At 72.2% G+C, this 13,264-nt stretch carries 13 protein-coding genes; 11 read left to right on the top strand and 2 right to left on the bottom strand.

Translation table 11 applies throughout. The features are described 5' to 3' along the window. Window positions 1-22 precede the first annotated feature (22 nt). The 4 genes from ACIF8S_RS18265 to ilvD all read left to right on the top strand — a co-directional run bounded on the left by ACIF8S_RS18265 (window position 23) and on the right by ilvD (window position 4,637). Entirely contained in the window at window positions 23-955 is a 933-nt protein-coding gene (locus ACIF8S_RS18265) for a Ppx/GppA family phosphatase (RefSeq protein WP_400000080.1), read from the top strand. Between the two features lie 175 nt (window positions 956-1,130). Next, a complete protein-coding gene (locus ACIF8S_RS18260) occupies window positions 1,131-1,976 on the top strand; it encodes a sugar phosphate isomerase/epimerase (RefSeq protein WP_024885888.1) in 846 nt (281 codons plus the stop codon). Continuing rightward, window positions 1,973-2,614 carry a TetR family transcriptional regulator gene (locus ACIF8S_RS18255; RefSeq protein ID WP_400000079.1) on the top strand — a complete coding sequence of 214 codons (642 nt, stop codon included), beginning with the start codon at window positions 1,973-1,975 and terminating at the stop codon, window positions 2,612-2,614. The genes ACIF8S_RS18260 and ACIF8S_RS18255 overlap by 4 nt, the downstream gene beginning before the upstream one ends. Before the next feature lie 169 nt (window positions 2,615-2,783). Continuing rightward, window positions 2,784-4,637, top strand: coding sequence for a dihydroxy-acid dehydratase (gene ilvD, locus ACIF8S_RS18250; RefSeq protein WP_400000078.1), 1,854 nt, complete (start codon window positions 2,784-2,786; stop codon window positions 4,635-4,637). 34 nt (window positions 4,638-4,671) lie between these two features. On the opposite strand, the gene ACIF8S_RS18245 is transcribed toward ilvD, so the two are convergent. After that, the gene (locus ACIF8S_RS18245) at window positions 4,672-6,780 is read right to left on the bottom strand and encodes a serine/threonine-protein kinase (protein WP_400000077.1); all 2,109 of its coding nucleotides are present in this window, start codon (window positions 6,778-6,780) and stop codon (window positions 4,672-4,674) included. A gap of 180 nt (window positions 6,781-6,960) precedes the next feature. Here ACIF8S_RS18245 and ACIF8S_RS18240 point away from each other — a divergent pair, with 180 nt between their 5' ends. The 7 genes from ACIF8S_RS18240 to proC all read left to right on the top strand — a co-directional run bounded on the left by ACIF8S_RS18240 (window position 6,961) and on the right by proC (window position 11,577). Then, on the top strand, window positions 6,961-7,278 hold the full coding sequence (locus ACIF8S_RS18240; RefSeq protein WP_400000076.1) for an SH3 domain-containing protein: 318 nt from the start codon (window positions 6,961-6,963) through the stop codon (window positions 7,276-7,278). A gap of 82 nt (window positions 7,279-7,360) precedes the next feature. Further along, the gene (locus ACIF8S_RS18235) at window positions 7,361-7,642 is read left to right on the top strand and encodes an SH3 domain-containing protein (RefSeq protein WP_400000363.1); all 282 of its coding nucleotides are present in this window, start codon (window positions 7,361-7,363) and stop codon (window positions 7,640-7,642) included. A 103-nt stretch (window positions 7,643-7,745) separates the two neighbouring features. Then, window positions 7,746-8,255, top strand: a complete 510-nt coding sequence (locus tag ACIF8S_RS18230) for an EamA/RhaT family transporter (protein WP_400000075.1) — start codon at window positions 7,746-7,748, stop codon at window positions 8,253-8,255. A gap of 40 nt (window positions 8,256-8,295) precedes the next feature. Continuing rightward, window positions 8,296-9,081, top strand: coding sequence for a class I SAM-dependent methyltransferase (locus ACIF8S_RS18225; protein ID WP_400000074.1), 786 nt, complete (start codon window positions 8,296-8,298; stop codon window positions 9,079-9,081). 32 nt (window positions 9,082-9,113) lie between these two features. Further along, window positions 9,114-9,917 carry an ABC transporter ATP-binding protein gene (locus tag ACIF8S_RS18220; RefSeq protein ID WP_400000073.1) on the top strand — a complete coding sequence of 268 codons (804 nt, stop codon included), beginning with the start codon at window positions 9,114-9,116 and terminating at the stop codon, window positions 9,915-9,917. Then, a complete protein-coding gene (locus ACIF8S_RS18215; RefSeq protein WP_400000072.1) occupies window positions 9,914-10,669 on the top strand; it encodes an ABC transporter permease in 756 nt (251 codons plus the stop codon). Before ACIF8S_RS18220 ends, ACIF8S_RS18215 begins: the two co-directional genes overlap by 4 nt. A gap of 95 nt (window positions 10,670-10,764) precedes the next feature. Continuing rightward, window positions 10,765-11,577 (top strand): pyrroline-5-carboxylate reductase, encoded by an 813-nt coding sequence (gene proC, locus ACIF8S_RS18210; RefSeq protein WP_400000071.1) that lies wholly within the window; start codon window positions 10,765-10,767, stop codon window positions 11,575-11,577. An 8-nt stretch (window positions 11,578-11,585) separates the two neighbouring features. Here the strand turns inward: proC and trpS are convergent, their stop codons facing one another. Next, window positions 11,586-12,617: a tryptophan--tRNA ligase gene (trpS, locus tag ACIF8S_RS18205; protein WP_400000070.1), complete on the bottom strand. Its 1,032-nt coding sequence runs from the start codon at window positions 12,615-12,617 to the stop codon at window positions 11,586-11,588. Between the last annotated feature and the right edge of the window lie 647 nt (window positions 12,618-13,264).

Genomic DNA, 13,264 nt, shown 5'->3' with positions numbered 1-13,264 from the left:
GTCGGGCAGTAGCGTTCCGTACATGAGACTCGGTGTCCTCGACGTGGGTTCGAACACGGTGCATCTGCTGGTGGTCGACGCCCACCCCGGCGCGCGGCCGCTGCCCGCGCACTCGCACAAGGTCGAACTGCGCCTCGCCCAGCTCCTCGACGACGACGGATCGATCGGGCCCGACGGCATCGACCGGCTGGTGTCGGTCGTCCACGAGGCGCTCCAGGCCGCCGAGGACAAGGGCGTGGAGGAGATCGTGCCGTTCGCGACGTCCGCGGTGCGTGACGCCCGCAACGCCGACGACGTGCTCGGCCGCGTCCGCGAGGAGACCGGCGTCGAACTGCGGGTGCTCAGCGGTGAGGAGGAGGCCAAGCTCACCTTCCTCGCCGCCCGCCGCTGGTTCGGCTGGTCGTCGGGGAAGCTGCTCGTCGTCGACATCGGCGGCGGCTCGCTGGAGATCGCCTACGGACTGGACGAGGAACCGGACGCGGCCGTGTCGCTGCCGCTCGGCGCGGGCCGGCTCACCGCCGGGTGGCTGCCCGGGGACCCGCCCCGGGCGGAGGACGTACGCGCGCTGCGCCGTCACGTCCGCACCGAGATAGCGCGCACGGTCGGCGAGTTCAGCCGGTTCGGCGCGCCGGACCACGTGGTCGCCACCTCCAAGACCTTCAAGCAGCTCGCCCGGCTCGCCGGCGCCCCGGGGTCCGCCGAGGGCCCGTACGTCCAGCGCGAGCTGAAGCGCGAGTCGCTGGAGGCCTGGGTGCCGCGGCTGGCCGGGATGACCGCCGCCGAACGTGCCGAGCTGCCGGGCGTGTCCGAGGCCCGCGCGGGCCAGCTGCTCGCCGGGGCCATGGTCGCCGAGGGAGCCATGGACCTGTTCGGCGTGGAGCGTCTGGAGATCTGCCCCTGGGCCCTGCGCGAGGGCGTCATACTCCGCCGGCTGGACCACATGGTGCAGGCGTGAGCACTGGCCGGTCCTTGGACGGGGCCCGGGTCACCCGGGCTCCGTACCTGGCAGGGCCCGGGTCCACAGGGGAGGTCCGGCGGGTCGTCCCGCGGGGGCGGGCCGCTATGGCAAACGCCACAACGGCCAAGCAGCACCCCGCACCGCCCCCACCCCACCCCGTAACCTGAGGCTCGTGGCAGAAGCAAGGGACGTAGTCCGCATCCCGGATGCGAAGGTCGCCCTGTCGACGGCCTCCGTCTACCCGGAGTCGACGGCGACGGCCTTCGAGATCGCCGCGCGCCTCGGGTACGACGGCGTCGAGGTGATGGTCTGGACCGATCCGGTCAGCCAGGACATCGAGGCCCTCCGCAGGCTCAGCGATTACCACCGCATCCCCATCCTCGCCATCCACGCGCCGTGCCTGCTGATCACGCAGCGCGTGTGGTCCACCGACCCCTGGACCAAGCTCCAGCGGGCCCGGGCCGCCGCCGAGAAGCTCGGCGCCTCGACGGTCGTCGTCCACCCGCCCTTCCGCTGGCAGCGGCAGTACGCCCGCGACTTCGTGGACGGTGTCTGGCGGATGGCGAACGAGACCGACGTGCGGTTCGCCGTGGAGAACATGTACCCGTGGCGCTACCGCGACCGCGAGATGCTGGCCTATGCCCCTGACTGGGACGTCACCAAAGAGGACTACCGGCACTTCACGATCGACCTCAGCCACGCCTCCACCTCCCGCACCGACACCCTGGGGATGGTCGAGCGGATGGGCGACCGGCTGGGGCACGTGCACCTGGCCGACGGGCGGGGCTCCGCCAAGGACGAGCACCTGGTGCCCGGACGGGGCGACCAGCCGTGCGCCGAGGTGCTGGACCGGCTGGCGGCCGGCGGCTTCGACGGGCACGTCGTGATCGAGGTCAACACCCGGCGCGCCATGTCGAGCGCGGAACGCGAGGCCGATCTGGCGGAGGCCCTGGCCTTCACCCGCCTCCACCTCGCCTCCGCGTCCTCCCCGTCCGCCCTGCGGGTGCCCCGGCGATGACCGGCGTCACCGCGGGCGACGGCCCGGCCGCTTCCGCACCCGGCGCCACCCGGCGCCGTGGCCGCCCCCCGCGCACCGAGTCGGCCGGCACCCGCGACCGCATCCTCGACGCCGCCCGCGAGGAGTTCTCCGCACGGGGGTACGACAAGACGTCCGTACGGGGCATCGCCAAGACCGCCGGGGTGGACTCGGCGCTGGTGCACCACTACTTCGGCACCAAGGAGCGCGTCTTCGAGGCCGCCGTGGAGGTCGCCTTCGGGCCGGTGCTCGACGAGCGGGAGGCGGTGCTCGAAGGTCCCCTCGACGAGGTGGGCGAGCGGATGACCCGCATGATCATCGGACTGTGGGAGAACCCCGTCACACGCGCCCCGCTGCTCGCGATCGTCCGCTCCGCCGTCAACAACGACACCGCGGCCGCCGTCTTCCGCCGCCTCGTCGCCAGCCACCTGCTGCGCCGGATCGCCGGACAGCTCGACCGGCAGGACGCGGAGCTGCGGGCCGAACTCGCCGCCGCGCAGCTCGTCGGGATCGCGATGATCCGGTACGTGATCCGGGTGGAGCCGCTCGCCTCGGCGGACCCCGAGGACATCGTCCGGCGCGTGGCCCCGGTGGTGCAGGGACACCTCACCGGCGACTGAGTCCTCCCGACACCTCACCGGCGACTGACGCCTCCCGACGCCCTGCCCACCGAGACAGGCGTCCCGTATTCCGGACAGTGTGTCCCGCCCTCTGGATGACCGGCGTACGCTCGGTGCAGTCAGAACTCTCTGGCGGAGACTCCCCGAAGGTCTGAAGGAGCGAGCGACGATGCCCGAGCTGAGGTCCCGCACAGTCACCCACGGCCGCAACATGGCGGGCGCCCGCGCCCTTATGCGCGCCTCCGGTGTACCCGGTGCGGACATCGGCCGGAAGCCGATCATCGCGGTCGCCAACAGCTTCACGGAGTTCGTCCCCGGCCACACCCACCTGGCGCCGGTCGGCCGGATCGTCAGCGAGGCGGTCGTCGCGGCCGGCGGCATCCCGCGCGAGTTCAACACCATCGCCGTCGACGACGGCATCGCGATGGGCCACGGCGGCATGCTCTACTCGCTGCCGTCCCGCGACCTGATCGCGGACAGCGTGGAGTACATGGTCGAGGCCCACTGCGCCGACGCCCTGATCTGCATCTCCAACTGCGACAAGATCACCCCGGGCATGCTCAACGCCGCGCTGCGGCTGAACATCCCCACGGTCTTCGTCTCCGGCGGCCCGATGGAGTCCGGCCGGGCCACGCTCGTCGACGGCACGGTCCGCACGCTCGACCTGGTCGACGCGATGTCGGAAGCGGTCAACGACAAGATCTCCGACGAGGACATCCTCCGCATCGAGGAGAACGCCTGCCCCACCTGCGGCTCCTGTTCGGGCATGTTCACCGCCAACTCGATGAACTGCCTGACCGAGGCCATCGGCCTGTCCCTGCCCGGCAACGGCTCGGTCCTCGCCACCCACACCGCCCGCAAGGACCTGTACGTCCGCGCGGCCCGGACGGTCCTGGACCTCACCCGCCGCTACTACGAGCAGGACGACGACTCGGTCCTGCCCCGCAACATCGCCACCCCCGCGGCCTTCGAGAACGCCATGGCGCTCGACATCGCGATGGGCGGCTCCACCAACACGATCCTGCACCTGCTGGCCGCCGCCCAGGAGGCGGAGGTCGCCTACGGCCTCACCGAGATGGACGCCCTCTCGCGCCGCGTCCCCTGCCTGGCGAAGGTCGCGCCCAACGTCGCGGGGGACCGCACGTACTACATGGAGGACGTGCACCGCGCGGGCGGCATTCCGGCTCTCCTCGGTGAACTGCACCGCGCGGGCCTGCTCAACGAGGACGTCCACTCCGTCCACAGCCCGTCCCTGGCCGACTGGCTGAAGACCTGGGACATCCGCGCCGGTTCCCCGTCCGCCGAGGCCGTGGAACTCTGGCACGCGGCCCCCGGCTGCAAGCGCTCCGCCGAGGCCTTCTCCCAGTCCGAGCGCTGGGACTCCCTGGACGTGGACGCCGAGGGCGGCTGCATCCGCTCCGTCGAGCACGCCTACTCCAAGGACGGCGGCCTCGCGGTCCTGCGCGGCAACCTCGCCGTGGACGGCTGCGTCGTCAAGACGGCCGGCGTCGACGAGTCCATCTGGACCTTCGAGGGCCCGGCGGTCGTCTGCGAGTCGCAGGAGGAGGCCGTCCAGAAGATCCTCACCCAGCAGGTCAAGGAGGGCGACGTCGTCGTCATCCGCTACGAGGGCCCCAAGGGCGGTCCCGGCATGCAGGAGATGCTCTACCCGACGTCGTACCTGAAGGGCCGCGGCCTCGGGAAGGCGTGCGCGCTGATCACCGACGGCCGTTTCTCCGGCGGCACCTCGGGCCTGTCCATCGGCCACGCCTCCCCCGAGGCGGCCTCGGGCGGCACCATCGCCCTGGTCGAGGACGGCGACCGCATCCGCATCGACATCCCGAACCGCTCCATCGAGCTGCTGGTGGACGACGCCGAGCTGGCCCGCCGCGAGGAGGCCCTCGGCGGCCGCTACGCCCCGAAGAACCGCGACCGCAAGGTCTCGGCGGCCCTGCGGGCGTACGCGGCGATGGCCACCAGCGCGGACAAGGGCGCGGTCCGCGACGTGAGCAAGCTCGGCTGACGCCCTTCCGCCGCCGCCACGACCCCGCCGCCTGTCACCAGGCGGCGGGGTCGCGCGCGTCGACGGCGAACACGGTGCCGTCGGGGGCGGAGGCGTAGACGCGGTCGCCGGCCACCACGGGCGCGGGCAGTGCGGCGACGACCCGGTCCCCCTCGCCGAGCCGCGGCGAGGTCTGCCCCACCAGCCGCCCAGTCCCGGCATCGACGGCGAGCAGCCGCCCGTCCGGCGCGACGAGGAAGACGTGCCGACCGTCGGAGACGGGGGCGGAGATGCGAGTGAGACCGGTTTCGAGGGTCCAAAGGCGGTCGCGCGTGCGCGGGTCGAAGGCTTCGAGCGAGCCACCCTGGGCCACGAGGTGCACGACGCTCCCGCTCCCGGTGGCTGCGACGTCGTTGCGCGGCACCGGCAGGGCGTACCGGGTCGTCGCACCGGAGCCCGGCACGTGGCGCACCAGGGCGTCCGTCCGGTCGGAGCGTGGGTCGGTGGAGACGAGGTGCACGGCGTCCCGGTCGGTCCCGACGGGCGTCAGCGATCCCTCCAGCCGTGTCTGCCAGCGCACCTCACCGTCGGCAGGGTCGAGTGCGGTCACCTGGGTGCGGCCGCCGTCCGGTGCGGTACCCGTCACGAACACAGGATCCGACGCGCCGAACACGGTGACCTTCGTGACCTCGCTCTCGCGCGGGACGGTGCGCTCCCACAGCGTCTCCCCGGTGGCGATGTCCACTCCGGTCACCGTGCCCTCCCCGCCGGTGAGCACCACGAGCGCGCCCGTGGCATGGACGTCGACGCCCTCGGGGACCGCCCGGCCCCAGAGCGCCCGTCCGGAGGTGGTGTCGAAGGCCTCCAGCCGAGAGCCGCCCCCGTACGGCAGGACCGTCCCGCCGGAGACGACCGGGACGCGGGCGACCTCGGCGCCCGTGCCGCGCCGCCACAGCACCTCGCCGTCGGACGGCTGAAGCGCGACCACCGTCCCGCCCTGTGCACAGACCACCGCGTCGGGACCATGAGCGCACTGCGGCATGCCGCCCGTGACGGACAGCGGCTCGGACGTCCAGCCGGAGAAGGCTGCCGAGCTGCGGGTGGCGGGCCGCTCCGGCGGAGCGGTGCCGCTCACCTGCACGGCGACGACGGTGCCGACGACCACGGCCGCGAGTGCGGCGCCGCTCACGAACATCCGGCGCCCCGAGGGCCGCCGTCGCGCCGCCGGTTTCTCCGAGGCGGGCTTTTCGAGTGCCCGCTCCGGATGAGGCCCCTCCACGGCTTCCGACTCGTCGGCGATGCGCTGACTCGGTATGAAGACCCGGGTGTCGTACGACGCCGCCACCGCCCGCAGTCCGGCCATCAGCTCGTCCGGCGTGGGCCGTTCCTCCGGCTCCTTGGCCAGACAGCACCGGACCAGGTCGGACAGTTCGCCGGGGACGCCCGTCAGATCGGGCTCGTCATGCACCACTTGGTACGCCACGACATACGGGCTGTCGGAGTCGAACGGCCCACGTCCCGTGGCCGCGTGCACCAGCACCGAGCCCAGCGCGAAGATGTCCGCCGCCGGCCCCACCTCACGCGGCCGGCGGAACTGCTCGGGCGCCATGAACGGCGGTGTGCCGATCAACTTGCCTGTCTCGGTGCGCAGTTCGCTGTCCTTGGGGCGCGAGATGCCGAAGTCGATGACCTTCGGGCCGTCCTCGGAGAGCAGCACGTTGCTCGGCTTGAGGTCCCGGTGCACGACTCCGACGCGGTGGATGTCGCGCAGCGCCTCCGCCAGTCCGGCCATCAGCCGCCGCAGTTGGGACGAGTCCAGCGGCCCGTTCCGCTTCACCTCGTCGGCGAGCGTCGGCCCGGGGATGTAGAGGGTGGCCATCCAGGGGCGTCCGGCCTCGGGGTCGGCGTCGACGACGGACGCGGTGAACGCGCCGCTGACCCGCCGGGCCGCCGCGACCTCCTGCCGGAAACGGCCCCTGAACTCGGGGTCCGCGGCGTACTGGGGATGCACGACCTTGACCGCGAGCTTCAGCCCCGAGGTGCTTCGGGCCAGGTGTACGACGCCCATGCCGCCGGATCCCAGGCGGCGTTCGAGACGGTAGTGACCGGCGAATTCGGGACGTTCCGCTTCCGCGCCCGCCCCGGCGTCCTGCTGTGGCGCCATGGGACCACCCCCGTGCTGTTCGTACGCGCGCGCGATGTCCGGAGCCTAATCGATGTCTCGTACGGGACCGAGGAGGCTTGCTAGCCTCCGTGTTCGAGTTGCGCACGGATGTTGCGCGTGCGACTCGGGGGAATCAACGCGACCCCAACACACGCCTGGGGTCTCACGGGGGAGGTACTCATGTCCGTCGATCGTGTCGAAGAGCCCACGACCACCGAGGACGCCGTCACCACTACGGCCGGCGCGGGCGTCCGCTACTACAACGTCGCGCCCGGCGTCCGGCTGAACGTCCGCAGCGGTCCGGGCACCAGCTACTCCATCGTCCGCGTCCTGCCCGAGGGGTCCCGCGTCGCAATCTACTGCCAGCGGCCGGGCACCCGCGTGACCGGCCCGTACGGCACGTCGGCCATCTGGGACAACATCAGCAACGGCCAGTACGTCGCGGACGCCTACGTCTACACAGGCAGCGACGGCTACGTCGCCTCGCGATGCGCCTGAACCACTACGTGTCCCAGGGGGACGCATGACATCCGTACGCCGCAGATTCGCCCTGTCGGCCGCCGTCGCGGGCGCCTTCCTCATGGTGCTCGGCAGCGCATCCCAGGCGTCGGCCGCCACCACCTACCCGACCGCACCCGGGTACCAGGTGAACGTGCGCAGCGGCCCGGGCACGAACTACACCGTCGTCCGGGTGCTGCAGCCGGGCTCGCAGGTGAGGATCTACTGCCAGACCACGGGCACCAGGGAGACAGGGCCGTACGGCACGTCGAACGTGTGGGACAACATCTCCAGCGGCCAGTACGTGTCGGACGCCTACGTCTACACCGGCAGCGACGGCTACGTGGCTCAGCGCTGCGCCTGATCACCACTCGTCCGGGAAGTGACGGCCAATTCGGCCAACGCTGTTCCTTCTGACCCGCCTCCCGGGAGCCCGGCCCGCCCGGGCCCCCGGGGATAATCGAATCGTGAGCGACGTACACGGCACCCCGGACCACCGCATTCCGGCCACCCCTGCCGGCCCTCAGCCCGAACCCATCCGGTTCTTCGGGACCACCTGGGTCGACCACTCCGGCGGATACGCCGCCCGCCGCGCCGGTGTCGCCGCCGGCTCCCTGGTCGCCGCGGCCGCCGCCTGCTTCGCGCTGCGCTTCGCCTACGACGGCCTCCAGATCGCCGAGGTCGGCAGCTTCGTCTCGCTCCTCGTCGTCGTGATGTTCGCGATCTGCAGCGCGCTCGCCTTCCGCCACACCTGGTCCTCCTTCTCCACCCGCCCGGACCCCGACCGCCAGGCGACCCTGCGCGGCCTGCTGACCATCGGGTTCGTCGGCTCGCTGCTCGCCTACTTCTTCCGCTCCCTCACCGAGGCGCCCGGCGAGAAGCTGCACCGCGCCGAGTACGCGCAGGCCCGCGAGGAGTACGACCGGCGCGTCACCCGCCGCTCGGGCAACCCCTCCAGGAAGCGCCGCCGCTCCTGAACCACGCCGCTGCGGACCGTCGTGCGGCCACCATGGCCGTATGACGACACCCGGCGCCGACAAGGTCACGCACACCGCCCGAGCCCACTCCTTCAACGCCGCGGCCGCGCAGTACGCGGCCCACCGCCCCTCCTATCCGCCCGCGCTGTTCGACACGATCGAGGAGCTGACCGGCCGCCCCCTGACCGGCGCCCGGGTGGCGGACGTCGGGGCCGGTACGGGCATGGCCACCGCCCGTCTCCTCGCGCGCGGCGCCGACGTGATCGCCGTGGAGCCCGGTGCCGGCATGGCGGACGAGTTCCGCCGCGCCCTCCCCGGCGTGCCGGTCGTCCGCGGCGACGGCAACGCCCTCCCCCTCGCCGGCCACAGCGCCGACCTGATCACCTACGCCCAGTCCTGGCACTGGACCGACCCGGCCCGCGCCGTCCCGGAGGCGGTACGGGTGCTGCGCCCCGGAGGGGCCCTCGCGCTGTGGTGGAACACCAGCGCCGTCGACGTGCCGTGGATCGCCGAGGCGTCCGCCCGGGCCGGCCGCCACTTCGGCCGGGACCTCTCCGCCGAGCGCGACCTGGACGCCCGTACCGCCGACCCCTCCGGCCGCCTGCGCTTCCGGCGCCGCACCGCCCGCTGGAGCCGCCGCGTCCCGGTCGACGCCCACCTCGCCAACCTCGGCAGCCACTCCCTCTTCCTCGTCCAGAGCACGGAACGCACCGCCGCCTTCCTCGCCGAGGAGCGGGCGCACGTCCTGGACGTCTTCCCGGACGGCATCGTCGAGGAGACCTACGACGTCGTCCTGCTCCTCGCCTCCACGCCCACGGACGCTTGACGCGCCCACCCCCCGGGAGCACTATTCATCGCATGATGAATTACTTCTCCCCGGCACCGGAGGAACCGGCCGTGCGCGCCCAGGACCTCACCGTCGCCCGGGGCACCCGCACCGTCCTGCGGGGCCTAGGCTTCACCGTCCCGCGCGGCCGGATCACCGGCCTCCTCGGCCCCTCCGGCTGCGGGAAGTCGACCCTGATGCGGGCCGTCGTCGGCACCCAGGCCAAGGTCACCGGCACCCTCGACGTCCTCGGCCGCCCCGCGGGGCACCCCGCCCTGCGCACCCGCATCGGCTACGTCACCCAGGCCCCGTCCGTCTACGACGACCTGAGCGTCCGCCAGAACCTCGACTACTTCGCCGCGATCCTCGACCCCGGCCGGGCCGCCGCCGACCGCCGCCACGAACACGTCACCCGCGCGATCGCCGACGTCGACCTCACCAGCCACGCCGACGCCCTCGCCGGCACCCTCTCCGGCGGCCAGCGCAGCCGGGTCTCCCTCGCCGTGGCCCTCCTCGGCGCACCCGAGCTCCTGGTCCTCGACGAACCCACCGTCGGCCTGGACCCCGTACTGCGCCGCGACCTCTGGCAGCTCTTCCACACCCTCGCCGCCGAGCGCGGGGCCACCCTGCTGATCTCCTCGCACGTGATGGACGAGGCCGAGCGCTGCCACCAGCTGCTGCTCATGCGCGCCGGCGAGGTCCTCGCCGACGGCACCCCCGAGGCCCTGCGCACCCGCACCGGCGCCGACACCGTCGAGGCCGCCTTCCTGCACCTGGTCGACGAGGCGGCCGCCGCCGGACGCACCACCGAGCACACCCCGGAGACCGCCCGATGACCGCCACCGGCACCCTCAGCCCGTCCCGCACCGCCGCCACCGCGGCCCGGGTCCTGCGTCAGCTCCGCCACGACCCGCGGACCATCGCGCTGATGCTCCTCGTCCCGTGCGTGATGCTGTTCCTGCTCCGCTACGTCTTCGACGGCAGCGCCCGCACCTTCGACGCCATCGGCGCCTCGTTGCTCGGGATCTTCCCGCTCATCACGATGTTCCTGGTCACGTCGATCGCCACCCTGCGCGAACGCACCTCGGGCACCCTGGAACGCCTGCTCGCCATGCCGCTGGGCAAGGCCGACCTCATCGCCGGGTACGCCCTGGCCTTCGGCGCCGTCGCGGTCGTCCAGTCGGTCCTCGCCACCGGCCTCGCCGTGTGGGTGCTGGACCTCGACGTCACCGGCAGCCCCTGGCTGCTGCTCCTGGTCGCACTGCTCGACGCGCTCCTCGGCACCGCCCTCGGCCTGTTCGTCTCGGCCTTCGCCGCGTCCGAGTTCCAGGCCGTCCAGTTCATGCCGGCGGTGATCTTCCCCCAGCTCCTCCTCTGCGGCCTGTTCACCCCGCGCGACGCCATGCACCCGGTCCTGGAGGCCGTCTCCGACGTCCTCCCCATGTCCTACGCCGTCGACGGCATGAACGAGGTCCTCCACCACGCCGACCTGACGACCGCCTTCCTCCGCGACCTCACGATCGTCGCGGCAGTCGCCCTCCTGGTCCTGACCCTGGGCGCGGCCACCTTGAAACGAAGGACGCCCTGACAGCCCGTCCGCCCACCGGACACCCCCACCCCCACCACCCCCCGGATGGGACAATCACACCCAGGACGACCCACCCCCGGAGGGCACCCCCAGCCATGACCCAGAAAGTCGCAGTCCTCGGCACCGGCAAGATCGGCGAAGCCCTGCTCAGCGGAATGATCCGCGCCGGCTGGGCCCCCGCCGACCTCCTGGTCACCGCCCGCCGCCGAGAGCGCGCCGACGAGCTCCGCGCCCGTCATGGCATCACTCCGGTCACCAACCAGGAAGCCGCCAAGACCGCCGACACCCTGATCCTCACGGTCAAGCCGCAGGACATGGGCACCCTCCTCGACGAGCTCGCCCCGCACGTCCCCGCCGACCGTCTGGTCATCAGCGGCGCCGCCGGCATCCCGACCGCGTTCTTCGAGGAGCGCCTCACCGCCGGCACCCCGGTCGTCCGGGTCATGACCAACACGCCGGCCCTCGTCGACGAGGCCATGTCCGTCATCTCCGGCGGGCGCCACGCGACCGCCGGCCACCTCGCCCACGCCGAGGAGATCTTCGGCGCCGTCGGCAAGACCCTCCGCGTCCCCGAGTCTCAGCAGGACGCCTGCACGGCGCTCTCCGGCTCCGGCCCGGCGTACTTCTTCTACCTGGTCGAGGCCATGACCGACGCCGGCATCCTGCTCGGCCTGCCCCGCGACAAGGCGCACGACCTGATCGTCCAGTCCGCGATCGGCGCCGCGACGATGCTCCGCGACAGCGGCGAGCACCCCGTCAAGCTGCGCGAGAACGTGACGTCCCCGGCCGGCACCACCATCAACGCCATCCGCGAACTGGAGAACCACGGCGTCCGCGCGGCACTCATCGCCGCCCTGGAAGCCGCCCGCGACCGCAGCCGCGAGCTGGCCTCCGGCAACAACGGCTGACCTCCGGCCTACCGGGCCGCGGCCGGCGTCACCGCCTCCACGTCCGAGGCGGGCAGCAGGCCGATCGCCCGGTAGGCGGCGTCCACCGTCGGCCGCGCCATGTCCCGCGCCCGCTCGGCCCCCTCCCGCAGCACGCCGTCCACGTACGACGGGTCGGCGCACAGCTCCTGGTGCCGCTCCCGCAACGGCCGCAGCACCTCGATCACGGCGTCCGCCGTGTCTCTCTTCAGCGCCCCGTACCCGTCGTACGCATCGGCCAGCCGCTCGGGATCGCCGCCCGTGCACGCGGCCAGGATCTCCAGCAGGTTGGCGAGCCCCGGCCGCGACTCCCGGTCGTAGACCACCTCGCTGCCGCTGTCGGTCACGGCCCGCATGACCTTCTTGCGCACCACGTCGGGCTCGTCCAGCAGGTAGACGATCCCCGGCCCGGAGTCGTCGCTCTTGCCCATCTTCGAACCGGGGTCCTGAAGGTTCATCACCCGCGCCGCCACCGCCGGGTTCGTGGCCCGCGGCACGACGAACGTGTGCCCGTACCGCTGGTTGAACCGCACCGCGAGATCCCGCGCCAGCTCCACGTGCTGCGTCTGGTCGTTCCCGACCGGCACCTCGTCCGTCCCGTACGCCAGGATGTCCGCCGCCATCAGCACCGGATACGTCAGCAGCGACAGCCGTACGCTCCCGCCGCGCCGCTGCTCGCGCGCCGCCTTCTCCTTGTACTGGATCATCCGGCGCATCTCGCCGTCCGTGGCCACGCACTCCAGCAGGTACGACAGCCGCGCGTGCTCATCGACATGGCTCTGCACGAACACCGTGCACAGGTCCGGGTCCAGTCCGGACGCCAGCAGCAGGGTGGCCGCCTGCCTGCTCAGCCGGCGCACCCGCGCCGGATCGTGGTCGACGGTCAGCGCATGCAGGTCGACGATGCAGAACAGCGCGTCCGACCGGTGCTGGTCGACCGTGGCCCACTGCCGCATGGCCCCCAGGTAGTTCCCCAGCGTCAGATGTCCGGTCGGCTTGATGCCGCTGAAGACCCGAGTCATCTCTTCTCCCTCTCCTGTCGAGGCCACCGCCCGTGCGGCCGCCCCTCGGAGTCATGGAGGGAGAAACAAAACGGCCGCCGAAGCGGCGGCCGATGAGTGCACACGCAGGACGGCCGCCGTCAGGCGGCCCGCCAGGACTGGCTGTGCGTGCGCGTCGTCATGGACACGAGACTACGCCCCGGGGGTCGGGCACCGCAGCGAGTTGACACGCGTCCGGGGGATCCGTAGTGTTCTCCGAGTTGTCCGACGTGAGCACCGACTCCGGTCGGCCCCGGACAGCCAATCCGCACCACCACTACTGATACACGTCAGCAGTCTGTCTGCCGGCGCGCCGTCGTCGTGCGTGTGTACGGAATAAGGAATCCGCACCCGAAAGGGAGCAGGACCCCGATTAGGTCGGGGACCGGGAATCCGCTAAAGTCTCACCTCGTCGGAACGGCCCAACGGCCGGGAGGACAAGCCCCGCTGACTGGGGGTCAGAGCGAGAAACTGGATCTGATAAAGTCGGAACCGCCGGAAAGGGAAAGCGCGAAAGCGCCGGCCTGGAAAGCACCGAGGAAATCGGATCGGAAAGATCTGATAGAGTCGGAAACGCAAGACCGAAGGGAAGCGCCCGGAGGAAAGCCCGAGAGGGTGAGTACAAAGGA

This window comes from Streptomyces sp. NPDC085937 (assembly GCF_044540535.1).
Classification (GTDB): Bacteria; Actinomycetota; Actinomycetes; order Streptomycetales; family Streptomycetaceae; genus Streptomyces.
This window is presented reverse-complemented; position numbering and strand designations above follow the sequence as displayed.